The organism is Paenibacillus sp. GM1FR (assembly GCF_002803315.1).
GTDB classification, from domain to species: domain Bacteria; phylum Bacillota; class Bacilli; order Paenibacillales; family Paenibacillaceae; genus Paenibacillus; species Paenibacillus amylolyticus.
On sequence record NZ_MKZL01000008.1, the window covers coordinates 18,176 to 36,724 of the forward strand.

Genomic DNA, 18,549 nt, shown 5'->3' on the forward strand with positions numbered 1-18,549 from the left:
TTATATAATGATGAACCGTTGATAGGTTGAAATGGCCAATCAACATTCATCCCGGATGAATGCGGATCAGTTCAAGTAGCTGATTAACAATCATCCCAAATGAAGTTGTCGCCAAGGCGGTTTACCGTCATTCAAGAAAGCCTATACTAAATCAGTAATGAGGCCTCCGTCAATAACATTGGTGGAGAACAGCAAGGAGAAGCGCCGTGTATAAAAGACTGCGTCTACGAAACCGGGCGGACTTTAGCCGTGTATACCGGTATGGGAAATCGTTTGCCAATCATCAATTCGTGGTGTATGGTTGTCGCCGTAAAGATACGGAACAATTTCGGGTCGGCGTATCATGCAGCAAGAAAATCGGAAACGCTGTCGTACGCAACCGGATGAGACGCATGATCAAGGAAATTGTTCGCCATCATGAGCATGAGATCGTCACGCAGATGGATCTGATTTTTATCGTCAGAAAAGGTGCACTGGACATGCCCTATAAGGAAATGGAAAAAAGCCTGCTACACGCGATGCGTAAGGGCTCTCTTTTGAAGTCGAGCAAGCGGTAAGCTTCGGTTTATTTGTCCTCCTAATTATGGTATGATTTTACGATGGAATGGATTGGTTAAGAGAGGGGTTATGAAGTGTCGCGATTGAAGACATCAAAGGGGAAGTGGATTCTCCTCATTGCAGTCATTGCAATGGTCACTGTACTCGCCGGATGTACTCCACAAGGAGCCGGGGTTACTACGGAAGATCTGAAGAATAGTGATTCTTTTTGGCAAGCTAATGTTATTTACTGGTTCTCACTGGCGCTCGATACTTTCGCCAACTGGTTCAACGGTGAGTATGGACTGGCCGTCCTCGTGATGGTGCTTATTGTACGGACATTGATTTTACCATTAACAATGAAACAAGTCCGTAGCTCCAAAGCTATGCAGGCGATTCAGCCGCAGCTGAAGGAGATTCAAGCCAAGTTTAAAGATACACCTGAGAAAGTTCAGCAAGAAACGATGAAGTTGTTCCAGGAGAACAAAGTTAATCCGATGGCCGGTTGTCTGCCACTTATCATTCAGATGCCGATTTACATCGCACTTTATAACTCAATTTACGGAAACTCCAGTCTGAGAACGCATGATTTCTTGTGGCTCCAGCTCGGATCACCCGATCACCTGTTTATTTTGCCAGTGCTGGCTGCCATCACAACATTCATTCAAACATGGATGATGATGCGTATGAACCCTGCACAGCAAGTGGGTCCGATGCAGTTTATGCTGTGGGTGTACCCGATTTTGATCTTCGTGATGTCTTATCAGTTCCCGTCAGCACTTCCGCTGTACTGGTTCTACAGTAACATCTACACGATCGTGCAAAACTATTTCCTTTACCGGAATAATGATAAAATCGTGGCTGAGGTCAACGTGAAGCAGAATAGCTCTTCCAAAAATGGAGCTAAACGCAAAAACGGTGGCAAAGCGACCGTCTCTGGAAAAGGGTCGAAAGGGGCCAAAAAATCGAAATGACCAAAGTCATTACGTCAGGAAAAACCGTTGAAGATGCTGTAAACCAAGGATTGACCGAGCTTGGCGTAAGTCGGGACAAGGTCGAGATACAAGTGTTAGAGCAGCCGTCAAAAGGATTCCTGGGTTTGTTCGGGGTGAGGGCGGCCAAAGTTGAAGTGAAATTATTGCCTGTACCGGAAGTTGTTCCACAGCCGATCAAACCAGCTGCATACAAATCTGAAGTAGATGCATTACTCGAGGATGTTGCAGCTAAAAATCCCTATGAAGAAGCGGCTGCTTTCTTGAAAGAGGTCGCAGCAGGTATGGGACTGGATGTTGAAGTGCATATCAAAAAACAGCGGGATGGACATATCTTCAATATTGCCGGCGAAGATCTGGGCATGATTATTGGCAGACGTGGACAGACGCTGGATGCGCTTCAGTATCTAACGAACATTGTAGCGAACCGATATTCGGAAAGCTTCGTTCGAATTGTGCTTGACGCGGAGAATTTCCGTCAACGTCGGCGGAAGACACTGGAGGATCTGGCTGAACGGTTGGCTGGACAAGCAATCCGTACCGGTAAGGAAGTTGTACTGGAACCAATGCCTCCGCTCGAACGAAAAGTCATCCATGCAAAACTGCAAAATCACCCGCAGATTAAGACGTTAAGTAAGGGCGAGGAGCCTAATCGGCGTGTGGTTATTACGACGAAATAACACGAAATTGAAGACGCAATGGCTTCCTGCCCGGTGCAGAAGCCATTGCTTTTTTCGTACAGAAGCAATTTGATAAGGTGCGTAGAACAAGTAAAGAGTGGACTTAATACGATAAAACAACATGTCATATGATATATCATTAATAGATTTGAAAATGGATATGGCGTCCCCAGAGGGACGGCAATTTAAAATAGAGCAAGGAGAGATAACTATGATCAGTGATACGATCACAGCGATATCAACGGCTGTCGGAGAGGCGGGTATCGCCGTGATCCGGGTCAGCGGCCCGGAAGCAGTGTCGGAGACGGAAAAGATTTTTCGCAGCAAAACCCCTTTAACTCAGGCAGCATCTCACACGGTTCATTATGGTCATATCATAGATCCCGTTAATGGGGAAAAGATTGAGGAAGTATTGGTTACGGTCATGCGAGCACCACGCTCGTTCACAACAGAAGATGTGGTGGAGATCAGTGCGCATGGCGGTGTAGTGTCTGTTAAACGGGTCATGGACCTGTTGTTGCAGCTTGATATTCGTCTGGCTGAACCCGGTGAGTTCACGAAGCGTGCTTTCCTTAATGGGCGGATTGACCTGTCTCAGGCGGAAGGTGTCATGGATCTTATTCGTTCCAAGTCGGACCGAGCTTTCTCGGTTGCATTGAAACAGGTTGAAGGCAAGTTGTCCTCCAAATTGCGTGATCTACGATATACATTGGTGGAAACACTGGCTCATATTGAAGTGAATATCGATTATCCCGAGCATGATGTGGAGTCGTTAACGTCTGATTTTATTAAAGAAAAGTCCAGTCAGGTTATGACTGAAATTGATAAATTGCTGACTACAGCAGAGCAAGGTAAGATCCTGCGAGAAGGTATCACGACGGCTATCGTTGGACGACCTAACGTAGGTAAATCCTCATTGATGAATACACTTGCGCAAGACAACCGGGCCATCGTCACGGACATTCCAGGAACAACTCGTGATGTGATCGAGGAGTTCATTACGATCAATAATATCCCGCTCAAGTTGCTTGATACGGCAGGAATACGGGAAACGATGGACGTTGTTGAGAAAATCGGGGTAGAACGCTCTCGTTCTGCGGTAAGTGAAGCTGATCTGATCTTGATGGTTCTGAATGCTGCGGAGCCACTTCATCCCGATGAGATTGAATTATTGGAACAAATCCGCGGTAGACAATCGATAATCATTATGAATAAAATGGACTTAACGCCACAGGTAGAACGTGACGTGCTGCTTCGTTACATTCCGGAAGAACGGCTTGTACCGATGTCGGTGAAAGATGATCTGGGTGTGGATCGACTGGAAGATGCCATCTCTACGCTATTCTTCAGTGGTAAACTGGAGTCCGCAGATCTGACCTATGTCAGTAATGTGCGTCATATTGCTTTGCTCAAAAAAGCGAAGCAGTCTCTGGTGGATGCCTATGAAGCAGCAGAGCAGTTCATTCCGATCGATATGATACAGATTGATGTTCGTTTGGCGTGGGAGCATTTGGGCGAGATTGTTGGAGATACAGCACATGATGCATTAATTGATCAGATTTTCTCCCAGTTCTGTCTAGGAAAGTAAAAATAATATACTGCCGATTGAGTTAAATCGTAGTGTATGATGGAGAGGTACAATTTCTGCCTGTTGTCAAAGGATAGAATGATATTGTAGCCATTACGTGTTGGTTTCATATAGATAGGGATGCAAGTTCCGATGAACGGTTAGAAGTAGTTTCATTATTTTAGAACATGATCCGTCTGCGTGAGTTACACCAAATGCAGCGGAATAAGGAGGTAAACGGGAATGGCTTTTGATGGCGGCAGTTATGATGTAATCGTCGTTGGTGCAGGGCATGCTGGTGTGGAATCCGCGCTGGCCGCAGCTCGTATGGGGTCCAAAACACTAATGATTACGATCAATCTGGATATGGTGGCCTTTATGCCTTGTAACCCATCTATTGGGGGACCGGCTAAAGGACATGTTGTCCGTGAGATTGATGCACTTGGTGGAGAAATGGGACGGAATATCGATAAAACCTTTATTCAGATGCGGATGCTTAACACGGGTAAAGGGCCTGCTGTTCACGCGCTTCGTGCTCAGGCAGATAAATTCTCCTACCAGCATAAAATGAAGGAAACAATGGAGAATGAACGTAATCTGACGATGCGTCAGGGTATGGTTGATTCACTGATCGTTGAAGATGGAAAATGTGTAGGCGTTGTGACTCAGACCGGAACAGAGTATCGGGCTAAAGCGGTCGTTCTGACAACAGGCACATACTTGCGCGGTAAAGTAATTATGGGCGAGTTGATGTATGAGAGTGGACCGAACAATCAACAACCCTCTCTTAAATTGTCAGAGAATCTGCGTGAACTGGGCTTTGATCTGGTTCGTTTCAAAACGGGTACACCACCACGTGTGCATAAGGATACGATTGATTTTAGCAAAACCGAAATTCAGCCTGGCGATGACAAGCCGAAGTTCTTCTCCTATGAAACAGAATCTTCTGATAATGAGCAGTTGCCTTGCTGGTTGACGTATACATCTGTGGATACACATCAGATTATTAATGATAATCTGCATCGTGCTCCGATGTTCTCGGGGCTTATTGAAGGAACCGGACCACGTTATTGCCCTTCCATTGAAGATAAAATTGTTCGTTTCAGCGACAAGCCGAAACATCAGATATTCCTTGAGCCGGAAGGCAAGAACACATCCGAGTATTACGTACAGGGGTTGTCTACGAGTATGCCAGAAGACGTTCAACTGGCTATGCTGCGTTCCATTCCAGGTATGGAAAAAGTGGAAATGATGCGTAATGGTTATGCGATTGAATACGATGCGATGGTTCCTACACAATTGTGGCCATCACTGGAAACTAAACGTCTACCAGGTCTGTTTACGGCGGGTCAGATTAATGGTACCTCCGGCTATGAAGAAGCAGCAGGACAAGGTGTTATGGCTGGAATCAACGCTGCACTCAAAGTACAGGGGAAAGAGCCGGTAATACTTGATCGTTCCCAAGGTTATATTGGCGTGCTGATTGATGATCTGGTGACAAAAGGTACAAATGAACCGTATCGTCTGTTGACTTCACGCGCTGAGTATCGTCTGTTGCTTCGCCATGATAATGCAGATATGCGTTTGACGGAAATCGGACATGACATTGGCCTGATCCCTGAAGAGCGTTATGCGAAATTCCTGGATAAAAAGGCGAAAGTCGAGCAGGAAGTCGCACGTCTGAAAGTGGCTAAAGCTCGCCCGGTTGAAGTGAATGCCAAGCTGGAAGAGTACGGATCTACACCTATTCAGGATGGCAGTACGTTGCTTACCTTGCTGCGTCGCCCGGAGCTGGGGTATGAACTGATTGAACAGCTCTCACCATCTGAGGTAGAACTGACAGCAGATATGAAAGAACAAGTGGAAATACAAATTAAATATGCGGGTTATATTGAGAAACAATTGATCCACGTGGAACGTTTGCAAAAGATGGAGAAAAAGAAAATTCCGGACACCATCGTATATGATGAGATTCATGGTCTTGCTATGGAAGCCAAACAGAAGCTCGCTACGATTCGTCCAATCTCGATTGGCCAGGCTTCTCGTATTGCTGGAGTTACTCCTGCCGACATCTCCATTCTGCTGGTCTACCTGGAGCATTATAACCGTGTAACCGCAGCAAGGGGACAATAATGGACGATATTCAACAGCAACTGCAGCGGCGCTTAAAGAAACATGGATTAGAGCTGGGCGAACTCCAGTTGGAGCAATTCGAACTGTATTATCAGGAACTGGTATCCTGGAATGAAAAGATGAATCTGACCGGAATTACGGATCGTGAGCAAGTGTATACAAAACATTTCTATGATTCGGTATCGCTGGCATTTTATACTGACATGACCAAAGTGAATAAGCTTGCTGACATTGGATCAGGAGCGGGTTTTCCGGGATTGCCACTGAAGATCTGTTTCCCGCATATTAAGCTTACGATCATTGATTCATTAAATAAACGGATTGGCTTTCTACAGCATGTGGTAGATATCCTTGGCCTGACTGATGTGGAATTGGTCCATGGACGTGCTGAAGAGATTGGACGCAAAGAAGGGTATCGTGACAGCTACGATCTTGTTACGGCGCGTGCAGTAGCCAAGCTGGCTGTGCTGAATGAATTCTGCCTTCCGTTTGTTCGTAAAAGTGGAATATTCGCTGCCATGAAGGGTGGAGACCCGCGTGAAGAAATGAAGGAAGCGGAGTTCAGCTTCAATCAGCTGAAAGGACGGGTTAAGGCCGTTCATCCTTTCCAGCTGCCGGTTGAAGAATCAGAGCGTCACATCATTCTGATTCAGAAATTTGATAAGACACCATATAAGTATCCGCGTAAACCAGGTACTCCAATGAAGACTCCGCTGATATAGTTGCGTGATGGTTTTGAAGTAAGTCAAAACAAAATAGAATTTTAGACATGGATGAAGAGGATGTTTCACGTGAAACATTCTCTTTTTTTTGTTTTCTAAAATGGAGGACTGGATCAACATTACAGATACTTCGTATTACATATCTTTTAAAGAACCTGTATTGATGAATTTTACGCACAGTAACTCATGAACAATTTCATTAATTGAATGTGTGCAAGTCGTCATATTTCCAATATTCACAAAGAAAAAGCAGGATAATTAGTAGAGTTTAAAGAATAGGTAAGCATAGGATTATGATAGAAAAGATGATAGAATAGAAGTATCCGATCCTGGGTCACAGCGATCATAGATTATATGTATAGATAGATGGATATGCGTTCGATGTTGCATGACAGAAAGCGTTATGAAAGGCAAAACTTATTCCAAGAACGATGCATGTGAAAGGTCGCTTATTGAATAAGAAGCACCTGCAAAGACTGTGGGAGCTATTACGAAACTAGGTGGTAATCTGCGGAATGAAAGAACAATTTTCGAAGTTGTTTGGTTTGGCGGAGCGCAATAACGGAGATGAGATCAAACAGATTCCGGTTAATGAAATTGTGAGCAGCCCATATCAACCCCGTACTATTTTTGATGATGATAAAATTGATGAGTTGTTGCAGACGATCAAAACACATGGTGTAATTCAGCCTATTGTCGTTCGCGTGCGAAATGGATCATATGAGATTATTGCCGGGGAACGTCGCTGGCGTGCAGTTCGAAAATTGGGTTTGGATACGATTCCGGCTATTGTGCGTGAATTCAACGACTCTCAGGCCGCATCCATTGCACTGATTGAGAACTTGCAGCGTGAAGGATTGACTTCCATTGAGGAAGCTGTCGCTTATCAGAAGCTGATCGACTTGCATCAATTGACACAAGAAAGTCTGGCACAACGACTCGGCAAAAGCCAGTCAACCATCGCGAACAAAATTCGGTTGTTACAGCTCCCGGACGGCATTAAGGCCGCATTGATGGAACGCAAAATTTCTGAACGGCATGCAAGAGCATTACTTTCTCTGGATACGGAAGAACTGCAGATGAAGTTGCTCGGTGAGATTATCGAAAAAGAATTGAATGTGAAACAGACAGAGGCACGTGTTGCCTTCTACAAGGAATCTTCCAAGATTAAAAAATCTAGACGTGTTTCCTTTACCAAGGATGTAAGGCTTGCACTTAATACAATTCGCCAATCCATTGATATGGTAACTGGCTCTGGTCTGGACATCAAAACAAAAGAAGCAGACCATGAGGATCATTATGAGATCGTTATCCATATTCCAAAACGCAAATAATTGAAGCTTATGGCGGCAATGGGCCGCTTTTTATGTCTATAAAGCAAGTTAGGTCAGACATTTTTAAAGAACGGTATATTGATGGAACGGTAGTTGTTGTTTGTGTGGACGATAGCCGCCTGCTTTTTGTTAACAATATCTCACAACCTACAGAAAAGACTCCTATTTTATTTGAGGTGAAGTAATTGTCTAAGATTATGGCCGTAGCAAATCAAAAGGGCGGTGTGGGGAAAACGACGACATCTGTTAACTTGGGTGCAGGACTGGCTTCACTCGGGAAAAGAGTATTGCTTGTCGATATTGACCCTCAGGGGAATACAACCAGCGGAGTCGGAATCAATAAAGCAGATGTGGCTAATTGTATATATGATGTCATTATTAATGAGGTTCCTCCTCAAGAAGCAATTTTGGAGACTCAGATTGAAGGCCTTCATATCATACCTGCAACGATTCAGCTTGCCGGAGCCGAGATCGAATTGGTGTCCACGATATCACGGGAAGTTCGCCTGAAAAAATCACTCGCCATGGTGAAAAAAAACTATGATTACATACTGATCGATTGTCCACCATCTCTTGGTATGTTAACGATCAATTCGTTGACTGCTTCCGATTCGGTGATCATTCCGATTCAGTGTGAGTATTATGCACTTGAAGGATTAAGTCAGTTGCTCAATACAGTTCGTCTGGTACAGAAACATCTGAATACATCCCTGCAGATTGAAGGGGTATTGCTGACGATGTTTGATGCGCGGACCAATCTGGGGATTCAGGTTATTGAAGAAGTGAAAAAGTATTTTCAACAAAAAGTATATCAAACGATTATTCCGCGTAACGTACGGCTTAGTGAAGCACCATCTCATGGTCAATCCATTATTACGTATGACCCTCGTTCAAGAGGGGCGGAAGTGTATTTAGAGCTCGCAAAGGAAGTGATTTCTTATGAGTAAGCGGCTTGGAAAAGGTCTTGATGCCCTCATTCCTTCGCTTTCAATTAATGACGATGATAAAGTCGTAGAAATCCCGATTAGTCAACTGCGGGCTAACCCCTATCAACCACGTAAAGTATTTGATGAGGGCGCAATACATGAACTGGCTGAGTCCATTCGTCAGCATGGTGTCATACAACCCATTATTGTTCGTCCTGTATTACGAGGTTATGAGATTATTGCCGGAGAACGACGGTTCAGAGCTTCGCAATATTGTGGTAATGCCACGGTACCGGCTGTAGTCCGCAACTTCAGTGATCAGCAGGTAATGGAGATTGCGTTGATCGAGAACCTGCAACGGGAGAATCTGAACGCCATGGAAGTTGCAGTTGCTTATCAGGGGTTAATGGATCAATTCGCGTTGACTCAGGAAGAGTTGTCTGTAAAAGTAGGTAAATCACGTTCTCACATTGCTAACTTCTTGCGTCTGTTATCATTGCCCGAAGAAGTAAAAGACCATGTTTCACGTGGAACATTATCTATGGGACATGCACGTGCGATCGTGGGTGTTAAAGACGAGGTTATAGTGAAGCAACTTGCGAAACAGACCATTGATCAGCAATGGAGTGTACGTGAGTTGGAGGAAGCTGTTCAACAACTGGATCGCTCCAAAACAGGTGAGGCTAAAGCCAAATCGAAGTTAAAAAAGAAAGATCCATTCATTGATACATTGGAAGAATCTCTTCGTGAACGTTTCAAAACCACAGTGAAAATCAAGCACAATAAAGATAAAGGTAAAATTGAGCTCAACTACTACAGTCAACAGGATCTGGAACGGCTATTGGAATTGTTACAATAACAGTCGGGTCTATGATTCATTAACAACATGCGGGGCTTACTCATGTCATGACATATCGCCTCTGTACCATGGAGAAACGATATGTCATTCTTTGTTTATAGGGTTATATGTGCAATACGTGCAGGCGAATTATTAATTTATGGGACAGAGGTGGTTGTGAGGTGGAGGGAGTTATCTATCTAGATCATGCAGCAACATCTTGGCCTAAACCACCTGCTGTCGGTGATGCGATGTTGAGTGCATTGGAGATTGCCGGAGCCAATCCTGGCAGAGGAAGTCACCGCATGGCTGTTCAGGCAAGTCGTGTATTGTTTGAGGCGAGAAAATCTTTATCCGATATTTTTGGAATCAAAAATGCGAATGATATTGCATTCGGATCAAATACGACAGAAGCACTGAATCTGGCGATTCAAGGCTCGCTCAGAGAGGGCGACCATGTGATTGCCACCATGGCTGAACACAACTCAGTCAGACGACCACTAGAGTATATGCGCAGACTCCGAAATGTGGAGATTGATTATGTACCTGTTGATGCTGCGGGAGCCATTGATCTGATGCAAATGGAACGTATGTTTCGCTCCAATACCAGATTGGTGGTATGTACACATAGTTCGAATCTGCTTGGCAGTATTCTTCCTATTGGAGAAATTTCGCTCCTATGTCGTAAACATCAGGCGATCTTATTGGTAGATGCAGCGCAGAGTGCTGGGGTTATGCCTGTGAATGTACAACAATTGGGCATTGATATGTTGGCTTTTCCAGGGCATAAGGGACTGCTTGGTCCTCAGGGTACAGGGGGCTTGTACATTGCTCCAGAGCTCGATATAGAGCCTTTACTTCATGGAGGAACAGGAAGTCAGTCAGAAGCTCTGGAGCAGCCAAAGGTGCGTCCTGATCGGTATGAAGCGGGGACGCCGAATACTGTCGGGATCGCAGGGCTGAATGCGGGTGTGAAACATGTACTTGAGATGACACCAGCGGTCATCTACCAACATGAGTGGGAACTGACCCAACTTATGATGGATGGGTTGTCATCCGTTAAGGGTATACGAATGCTTGGTCCAGAGATTGGACAGCCTCGTACCGGATTAGTATCTTTTACTGTAGATGGGTATGATTCAGCACAACTGGCCTTCCGTTTAGATCGGAATTATGGGATTGCGGTACGCTCCGGTTTTCATTGCACACCGCTTGCACACGAATCTGCTGGTACAACCGCTACCGGAGCAGTAAGGGCCAGTGTGGGATACCATTCAACTAGAGAACATGTGGAAGCACTCGTTAAGGCAGTGTTGGAATTAACTGAGGCAGACTAGATTAGAGTTGAAATGATGAACTCATTTGATACAGGGTTGCTTGATTAAGCTTATGGATATCGGGTTGATTTATAATGAATGATAATATTACAGGACAGACGTTAATCTGATCAAAAATATAGAGGGGTAGTTGCAATTACATGGCTGAATTAAACGAGCTGATTCTGGAACAGCTGTTATGGATTATTGGCGGAATGGCATTACTTACGGTGATCTTGCTGATTGTGAGTATTGTTCAAGGGGCAAAGTTACGAAAGTTTAAACGTAAATATGAAGCCATGATGGCTGGCAGTGGAGTAGAGGACCTGGAATCGTTGCTGGTTAATCTGAAAATTCAGATGGACAGCATTGAGGATGAACACAAACTGCAAACGAATCAGCTGCAAGTTGTCATGCAAAAGCTGACCCGCATTCAAGGTAAAGTTGGCGTGAAAAGATACAATGCTTATGGAGAGCGTGGCAGTGATCTGAGCTTCTCAATGGCTATGATTAATGATAGCCAGGATGGCATGATCCTTACGGGGATATATAACCGTGACGGTTCTTACGTATATGCCAAACCTCTTAAAGGGGGAGAGTCCACGTATACTCTGTCCCCAGAGGAAAAGGAAGCTATTACTCTGGCACAGCAAGCAGAGTAGAACGTGTATGCCATTCCCGGATGGCCGAGTACAGACTGCTGGAAATAATCTCGGACATACGCATAACGAGACTGAGCCGTGTGTTCTGTAAAACAAAGTATTCCATAAAGCCGCCGACGTTAACGATACCTGTCAGATGGATATCGCCGACCGGCGGTAATTCTTTATTTACCCCCGCACCCGGCTTGAGAGGACCATTTACAACTTGAATGCATCCCACACTAGATGATTGTCCGAGACAGGCGTCAATGCCAATCACATAAGGGTTATGGTGTGTTTTCTGTATGTTGTGGAGTGTATCTTGCAGGTTCATCGCATGAACTGGTTCATCCAAGGTACCATATAGATGGAATAAAGGGCTGTCCCACTTGGAAAGGGCTGATCCGACCAGAGGACCAAGGCAGTCACCTGTTGAGCGATCTGTGCCGATGCAGACAATCACTACATTTTGCAGAGAATGGGCTTTATAGAGATGGAACATTAAACGATGGGTAATGGCCGAGTGAATACCTGGATCGGTATGGGGGATTTTTAAACTGGTCATGTCTTGTGATGAAAAGGAACGCGAAGTAGGATTCATAGGATCTATCCTTTCCCTTGGAATAGTAGTAACAGTATATGGAAAGGTAGAGCGTTTTATACTTCACGAGGACAAGCTTTTTCTCTAGGGTTGGACGTATGGCGAAAGGAGCCGGATATGGACGAATGGATTAACGATTGGATGCTGATTGCATTTGATTCAACCCAGCAGGCACTGCGTGCTGAAATGCTGCTGGAGTTTGCTGAGATAGAGATTGATTTGTTCCCTACACCAAAAGAAATTACAGCAGGGTGTGCGCTATGTATTCAGTTTCCAAAAGAGGATCTGGAGCGAGTGCAGAAGATCATTCGTAACGAGTTCGTAGAGATTCGAGGCCTCTATTTCAAAACAGAAGACAGCTATGATAACATACCGATGTAGAGGAGGGATGATGAATGTTGTCATTTCAGTTTGCTCAAGGGACTACAGCTAGCGGTCCGGTAGCCGCCGTGGATGAAGCCCTTCGTTGGACGGATAAAGTCTGGAACAAAATTGCAGATCCTGATATGTGGCTTAACATTATGTTCAGCTCAATCCGGATCATCATTATTTTTATCATCACCCGTATTGTCATTAAGGTGGTATATCGAATTATAGATCGTTCCATGGAACGCAAGCAGGAAGGCAAGATTCGCGTGAATCCGCGCAGGTTCGTAACCGTAGGGGAACTGTTGAAAAATGCGACCTCCATAACATGTAATTTTATTATGATTCTGCTACTGTTATCTGAGATCAATATCCAAGTTGGACCGCTACTCGCGAGTGCTGGTGTGCTCGGGCTTGCCATTGGTTTTGGTGCACAGGGTTTGGTCAAGGATGTTATTACGGGTTTCTTCATTATATTGGAGGATCAGTTCGCTGTGGGGGATGTTATTCAGACGGGAACCTACAAGGGAACGGTTGAAGTGATCGGACTTAGAACAACGAAACTGGTCAGCTGGCAAGGTGAAGTGCACATTATCCCAAACGGGGCGATTGCAAGTGTAACGAACTACTCCATGTCGAATTCGCTGGCTGTAGTGGATATTCCGATGAAGGCGGACTTAAGTCTCGATGAGTCGGTACATCTGGTGAAGAAGTCTTTGGTAGGGATTGAAGAGCGTGACCTAAATATTGTGAAGGTGCCGGATGTGCTCGGTATACAGTCGATGTCTACATCAGAGTATGTGGTGCGAATTGTGGCTGAATGTATGCCTAACTCTCGTGCTTCGGTGGAACGTCAGATTCAGGGCGATGTGAAAAAAACGCTGGAGTATCATGAGATGAGCAATCAAGCCGCATTGGAACAGGCAGTAGCTTTGGAGAAAGATGAGGGGGATGGCACAGGTGGAGCGTAAAAGTTTCCAGCTTGGGGATATCGTGCAGATGAAGAAGCAGCATCCCTGTGGCAGCAATGAGATGGAGATCATTCGTATGGGTATGGATATTCGGATTAAGTGTGTCGGATGTAAACACAGCGTGTTGATTCCAAGAGCGAAATTCGAGAAAAATATGAAGAAGGTACTGCGTTCAGCCGAAGATTCCACTGAATCCTGAGCTAGCAATAATTCGGTATGCAGTATGCGTAATAACGTTTACATGCAGGCTCCGTAGGAGTGTTGCGTTCTGTAAATGATCATGCTATAATCAATATTGCTGCGGAAAGGTACCCAAGAGGCCCAAGGGGGCTGACTCGAAATCAGTTAGGCGTGTCACAGCGTGCGTGGGTTCGAATCCCACCCTTTCCGCCACTTCAATTGTAATTTACTCAATACACATTGAGTTTAATAAAAAGATCGATAAGAAGACTTTCCATTAGGAAAGTCTTTTTTTGTATAACGTTTTATTGAATATGTATTGAACATGTATCCATATCAGATGCATCATTAATGACTCGAACGAAAAACAAAGAGCCCCGAAGGGCTCTTTATCCGGCGGTGCATTTGTTTGTTAGGAAACAATCGGTCGTAACAATCAGACACTTGGTGTACTGCACGTAGCAATACGCGTGCTTCAGACGAAGGGCCTTACTACACATAACCACTTGCTTCTTAAATTACGTGATGAATCTCCAACAGCGAATGATCGGCTTCGTTGTCCAACGGAACCACACCTCTCTCGTGCACCGCCTGATTGTATTATGTGCTTTATTCCGTTTTATATACATGGATCGTAAAAAAGTATTGCGATTAATGGACGCGGGCTTTGGTCAGCTTCTTCCACTTGCGATTATGATTGCTTGTTTCGGGAAAAGCTTCACCTTTTTGCAACGTTACCCGCTTTGGGTTCTGAATTTCCGTGACAAAGCTTTTTTCCCCAACTTCCGTGTACTCTCCATCGTTTGGGGCTTTGTCTCCTGGTTCAAACTCGGTTTTTTCACCCATGATAAAACCTCCTCTGCAGATTATGTTACTTTGTTGCTTCTGTAGTGTGCTCCATAGCCGGGCTGATCATGTGCCAATATGTACAGGGAACGTTTGCTTGCACTTTGACTCGGTATTTGTTATATTAATATAGTTCGAGTTTGTGCTCGTTCCTTGCTCTCAACCTAGATTGAGGGCCAGAGTCCATAAGGAGGTGAAAATTATGCGCAAATATGAAGTGATGTACATTATTCGTCCTGACATTGAGCAAGAAGTTGTTCAAGCTACAGTCGATAAATTCCAAGGCATCATCTCCAACGGCGGTGGTGAAGTTACAGCTCACGACGTTATGGGTAAACGCCGTCTTGCGTATGAGATCAAGAAATTCCGTGATGGTTTTTATGTTCTGGTACATTTCACTGCTGAACCAGCAGTTGTAACTGAACTTGAGCGTCTCATGAAGATTTCTGACGAAGTAATTCGTTATCTCATTACCAACGACGTTAAGTCTGCTTAAGACTACTCGTGATTAACGCACCAATACGCTCTGAAGGAGGGGATTACATTGTTGAACCGTGTCATTCTGATCGGACGGTTAACCCGGGATCCTGAGTTGCGTTACACTCCAGCAGGAGTGGCAGTTACGCAATTTACTTTGGCAGTGGACAGACCGTTTACAAGCCAAGGGGGAGAAAAGGAAGCCGATTTCATTCCGGTCGTAACCTGGAGACAGCTTGCCGAGACCTGTGCGAACTACTTGCGCAAAGGACGCCTGGCTGCAGTCGAAGGACGCATTCAAGTACGGAACTACGAGAATAACGAAGGAAAACGTGTATACGTGACCGAAGTCATTGCCGATAATGTCCGTTTCTTGGAGTCAGCTAACCGTGATAATAGCGGTGGCGGCGGTGGGCAACCAATGCGTGAAGAGCCTTCTTATGGAGGCGGCGGACGCGCGAACAATAACAATAATTCGCGTAGCAACAATCAGGATCCTTTTTCCGATGACGGAAAACCGATTGATATATCGGATGATGATTTGCCATTTTAACATGAGCTGATACTCTTAGGAGATATGGGTTACATGATAGGAAAGGACTGAAAAGCATGGGCTTCAAGCAAAGAGAAGGCGGAGACAACGATAAAAGACCGGCACGTCGTGGCGGCCGTAATAAACGTCGTAAAGTGTGCTTCTTCACAGCTAACAAAATTACTCACATCGATTATAAAGATACGGACTTGCTTCGTAAATTTATCAGCGAACGTGGAAAAATTTTGCCACGCCGTGTAACAGGTACTAGCGCTAAATATCAACGCATGCTGACGATTGCAATCAAACGCTCCCGTCAAATCGCATTATTGCCATACACAACTGAGTAGTTTTTACTCAGCTTGCATACGAAGCAGTCGGCTTATAGCCGGCTGCTTTTTTGTATATATCAATAGAATTATTAGAAATAACAGATCCACTCTAACAAATGGAAGAATTCAATACTGTGGTGATAGAAGCATTCAAGGCTCAAATGAATTATAATAGAGTCTAATCTACTGAAAAGGTTCAGGCAGCAGGAATAGCTGTTTATTTCAGAATAAACATCAGGAGTGGATATGAATACATCAAAACGTAAAGGCAAACAGAGAAAAAAGAGAAGTCTAAAAACCTGGATTATAGCTACTCTTTTACTTTCCATTATATATGTATGGTTACAGCAAAAAGATGATATAAATAATATGTGGCCTGGGACAACAATCCAAGAAGCTCTGCCAATCACCGGCCTACATCCTGTGGTAGCAGAGAATGAGAAATTATTGGTACGTAAGGCAGCGAGACGTGGAATAGAGATTGTTATCACCCACGGTTACCGAAGTTCCGAGGAGCAAGATGCACTATTCAACCAAGGACGCTCAAGCGCAGGCAATATCGTTACTAATGCACGTGGTGGTGAGTCATATCATAACTACGGATTAGCAATTGATTTTGCATTGAGGACGCCTGAGGGTGATGTGGTGTGGGATATGGAACGGGATGATAACGGCAATGGCAAGACAGACTGGATGGAAGTTGTGGATCTCGCCAAAGAGTTAGGTTTCACTTGGGGTGGAGATTGGGCAAACTTTCCGGACTATCCTCACTTGCAGATGGATTTTGGACTGAGTATTAATGAGTTAAAACGTGGTAAAAGCCCCCCTGACTCTCAGTAAAAGGTGTTATATATACACTTAAATGAATAATTATTAGGTAAGCTCTGCATTTTGCAGGGCTTTTTTCTTTCTTTTGTAAAATAAATGATAAAAGATGACAATTTGGTCTTTACATTAGCAAATAAATAAAACTATACTAGATTAACTAGATTTTTTACTTTGATCGCACATATTATTTCAATTGTAAGCATAACGGCTCCGGTTCAATAAAATTCAACTATAGATCGAGATATAATCATCACTCATATATGTAACATTTACCTCACGCAAAATTAAGTATGTCTACTCAAATCAAAACATACACATACACTAGATGTAACTATTATGTTATGTATATGTTAAATTGACTAATTGCCTATGTACACCTCACAGCCAAAAACATGATAATACCTCTCAAACTCCCTACTATATGCCTTTATTATATTACTAATATCCAAATCTGTATTATAAAAAACATTTATGCCAAAAATCTCAAAATAAGCATTGACGTTAGCTAAAATTACACGTATGATTACATTAATTATTTTGATATATAATTCCGCTAGGAATTATCAACATTAATTGACCAATGGTCTAAATATAAGTCTCTTAAACTTGTTTCTCCTAACAATTTGGTATTTTGTATAAGCTATTGTTCGTTATCTTCAAGAACTTGGAAATATACAGTAGATGCATTTCTCTACACACGAATACAATCTACGGAAATTATGGGGTTAGGGTGATTGATTTGAATACAGAGCTATTGGAAGTCAGAAATCTAACAACATCATTCAGAATTGAAGATGACTATTATGCAGCAGTGGATCACGTTAACCTTACGGTGAAGAAAAATGAAGTGTTGGCGATTGTAGGTGAATCCGGGTCAGGTAAAAGTGCTTTTGCATTCTCTCTTATGGGTTTGCATAACAAAGCAAAGATCGAAGGCCAGATCCTCTATAAAGGACAAGATATTGCCAACATCTCCCCAAGCAAGTTAAACAAGCTACGCGGCAAAGAAATGGGCATGATTTTTCAGGACCCATTGTCCGCACTAAATCCTCTAATGATTATTGGTGAACAGATTGAAGAGATTCTCACACTTCATCAGTCCAAGCTCTCTTCCAGAGAGAAGAGAGAAAAGGTCATTCACTTATTGAATCAGGTAGGGATTCCACGTCCCGAACAAATATACAAGCAGTATCCCCACGAACTATCTGGTGGTATGAGACAGAGAATTGTTATTGCCATTGCGATTGCCAACAAACCGGAACTACTCATAGCCGATGAACCAACGACGGCGCTTGACGTTACGATTCAACTACAGATTCTGGAGCTGATCCGTGATCTGAAGAGTGAAATTAACGCAGGCATTATTCTGATTACACATGATCTGGGTGTCGTAGCTGAGATGGCTGATCGCGTTGCAGTTATGTATGCAGGCGAAATTGTTGAAATCGCAGATATCTTCACATTGATGAACGATGCGAAGCATCCATATACCCGCTCACTGCTGAACTCTATTCCCACCCTGTCTGAAGAAAGATCCAAATTACATGTCATCCAAGGCATCGTACCATCACTCAAAAATCTTCCTCGCAAAGGGTGCAGATTCAAAGCCCGAATTCCATGGATTAGTGAATCGGCTCATGAAGAGAACCCACAGATGCATGAAATTGCACCAGGTCACTTTGTACGGTGTACCTGTTACCAGCACTTTCATTTCCCTGACCAAAGCTGAG

General features: G+C 43.9%; 21 protein-coding genes and 1 tRNA gene. 20 read left to right on the plus strand and 2 right to left on the minus strand.

What is annotated here, in order from left to right:
• Nucleotides 1-206 precede the first annotated feature (206 nt).
• The 11 genes from rnpA (at nt 207) to PAEAM_RS04755 (ending at nt 11,707) form a co-directional block, all read left to right on the plus strand.
• Entirely contained in the window at nt 207-557 is a 351-nt protein-coding gene (gene rnpA, locus PAEAM_RS04705) for a ribonuclease P protein component (RefSeq protein WP_036611981.1), read from the plus strand.
• Nucleotides 558-632: 75 nt separating this feature from the next.
• Entirely contained in the window at nt 633-1,511 is an 879-nt protein-coding gene (locus PAEAM_RS04710) for a YidC/Oxa1 family membrane protein insertase (RefSeq protein ID WP_017691416.1), read from the plus strand.
• Nucleotides 1,508-2,209: an RNA-binding cell elongation regulator Jag/EloR gene (gene jag / locus PAEAM_RS04715; protein ID WP_036611977.1), complete on the plus strand. Its 702-nt coding sequence runs from the start codon at nt 1,508-1,510 to the stop codon at nt 2,207-2,209. Before PAEAM_RS04710 ends, jag begins: the two co-directional genes overlap by 4 nt.
• A gap of 211 nt (nt 2,210-2,420) precedes the next feature.
• Nucleotides 2,421-3,797, plus strand: coding sequence for a tRNA uridine-5-carboxymethylaminomethyl(34) synthesis GTPase MnmE (gene mnmE / locus PAEAM_RS04720; RefSeq protein ID WP_100526828.1), 1,377 nt, complete (start codon nt 2,421-2,423; stop codon nt 3,795-3,797).
• Nucleotides 3,798-4,019: 222 nt separating this feature from the next.
• Nucleotides 4,020-5,909, plus strand: coding sequence for a tRNA uridine-5-carboxymethylaminomethyl(34) synthesis enzyme MnmG (mnmG, locus tag PAEAM_RS04725; protein WP_036611972.1), 1,890 nt, complete (start codon nt 4,020-4,022; stop codon nt 5,907-5,909).
• The gene (gene rsmG, locus PAEAM_RS04730; RefSeq protein ID WP_036611970.1) at nt 5,909-6,631 is read left to right on the plus strand and encodes a 16S rRNA (guanine(527)-N(7))-methyltransferase RsmG; all 723 of its coding nucleotides are present in this window, start codon (nt 5,909-5,911) and stop codon (nt 6,629-6,631) included. Before mnmG ends, rsmG begins: the two co-directional genes overlap by 1 nt.
• A gap of 515 nt (nt 6,632-7,146) precedes the next feature.
• Nucleotides 7,147-7,965 carry a nucleoid occlusion protein gene (gene noc, locus PAEAM_RS04735; protein WP_036611968.1) on the plus strand — a complete coding sequence of 273 codons (819 nt, stop codon included), beginning with the start codon at nt 7,147-7,149 and terminating at the stop codon, nt 7,963-7,965.
• A 185-nt stretch (nt 7,966-8,150) separates the two neighbouring features.
• A complete protein-coding gene (locus PAEAM_RS04740) occupies nt 8,151-8,912 on the plus strand; it encodes a ParA family protein (protein ID WP_036611966.1) in 762 nt (253 codons plus the stop codon).
• Nucleotides 8,905-9,750, plus strand: a complete 846-nt coding sequence (locus PAEAM_RS04745; RefSeq protein WP_036611964.1) for a ParB/RepB/Spo0J family partition protein — start codon at nt 8,905-8,907, stop codon at nt 9,748-9,750. Before PAEAM_RS04740 ends, PAEAM_RS04745 begins: the two co-directional genes overlap by 8 nt.
• Before the next feature lie 161 nt (nt 9,751-9,911).
• Entirely contained in the window at nt 9,912-11,066 is a 1,155-nt protein-coding gene (locus PAEAM_RS04750; protein WP_100526829.1) for an aminotransferase class V-fold PLP-dependent enzyme, read from the plus strand.
• A 140-nt stretch (nt 11,067-11,206) separates the two neighbouring features.
• Entirely contained in the window at nt 11,207-11,707 is a 501-nt protein-coding gene (locus PAEAM_RS04755) for a DUF4446 family protein (protein ID WP_036611960.1), read from the plus strand.
• Here the strand turns inward: PAEAM_RS04755 and yyaC are convergent.
• Complete coding sequence (yyaC, locus tag PAEAM_RS04760) at nt 11,682-12,287, minus strand: spore protease YyaC (protein ID WP_036611957.1); 606 nt, start codon at nt 12,285-12,287, stop codon at nt 11,682-11,684. The two genes, PAEAM_RS04755 and yyaC, sit on opposite strands and share 26 nt — an antisense overlap.
• 117 nt (nt 12,288-12,404) lie before the next feature.
• Here yyaC and PAEAM_RS04765 point away from each other — a divergent pair, with 117 nt between their 5' ends.
• The 4 genes from PAEAM_RS04765 (at nt 12,405) to PAEAM_RS04780 (ending at nt 14,017) form a co-directional block, all read left to right on the plus strand.
• Complete coding sequence (locus PAEAM_RS04765; RefSeq protein ID WP_017691427.1) at nt 12,405-12,668, plus strand: putative Se/S carrier protein; 264 nt, start codon at nt 12,405-12,407, stop codon at nt 12,666-12,668.
• 14 nt (nt 12,669-12,682) lie between these two features.
• Nucleotides 12,683-13,624 carry a mechanosensitive ion channel family protein gene (locus PAEAM_RS04770; protein WP_100526830.1) on the plus strand — a complete coding sequence of 314 codons (942 nt, stop codon included), beginning with the start codon at nt 12,683-12,685 and terminating at the stop codon, nt 13,622-13,624.
• Complete coding sequence (locus tag PAEAM_RS04775) at nt 13,614-13,823, plus strand: DUF951 domain-containing protein (protein ID WP_036611950.1); 210 nt, start codon at nt 13,614-13,616, stop codon at nt 13,821-13,823. Before PAEAM_RS04770 ends, PAEAM_RS04775 begins: the two co-directional genes overlap by 11 nt.
• Nucleotides 13,824-13,926: 103 nt before the next feature.
• A tRNA-Ser gene (locus tag PAEAM_RS04780) sits at nt 13,927-14,017 on the plus strand.
• A gap of 438 nt (nt 14,018-14,455) precedes the next feature.
• Here PAEAM_RS04780 and PAEAM_RS04785 read toward each other — a convergent pair.
• Nucleotides 14,456-14,650 carry a YjzC family protein gene (locus PAEAM_RS04785; RefSeq protein ID WP_036671877.1) on the minus strand — a complete coding sequence of 65 codons (195 nt, stop codon included), beginning with the start codon at nt 14,648-14,650 and terminating at the stop codon, nt 14,456-14,458.
• Nucleotides 14,651-14,852: 202 nt separating this feature from the next.
• On the opposite strand from PAEAM_RS04785, the gene rpsF reads away from it, so the two are divergent.
• The 5 genes from rpsF (at nt 14,853) to PAEAM_RS04810 (ending at nt 18,548) form a co-directional block, all read left to right on the plus strand.
• Nucleotides 14,853-15,146, plus strand: a complete 294-nt coding sequence (rpsF, locus tag PAEAM_RS04790; RefSeq protein ID WP_036611944.1) for a 30S ribosomal protein S6 — start codon at nt 14,853-14,855, stop codon at nt 15,144-15,146.
• Nucleotides 15,147-15,194: 48 nt separating this feature from the next.
• Nucleotides 15,195-15,680, plus strand: a complete 486-nt coding sequence (gene ssb, locus PAEAM_RS04795) for a single-stranded DNA-binding protein (protein ID WP_017691432.1) — start codon at nt 15,195-15,197, stop codon at nt 15,678-15,680.
• Nucleotides 15,681-15,736: 56 nt separating this feature from the next.
• Complete coding sequence (gene rpsR / locus PAEAM_RS04800; RefSeq protein ID WP_017691433.1) at nt 15,737-16,009, plus strand: 30S ribosomal protein S18; 273 nt, start codon at nt 15,737-15,739, stop codon at nt 16,007-16,009.
• A 228-nt stretch (nt 16,010-16,237) separates the two neighbouring features.
• Entirely contained in the window at nt 16,238-16,831 is a 594-nt protein-coding gene (locus tag PAEAM_RS04805) for a M15 family metallopeptidase (protein WP_100526831.1), read from the plus strand.
• Between the two features lie 727 nt (nt 16,832-17,558).
• Nucleotides 17,559-18,548: an ABC transporter ATP-binding protein gene (locus tag PAEAM_RS04810; protein WP_036612047.1), complete on the plus strand. Its 990-nt coding sequence runs from the start codon at nt 17,559-17,561 to the stop codon at nt 18,546-18,548.
• Nucleotide 18,549 lies beyond the last annotated feature (1 nt).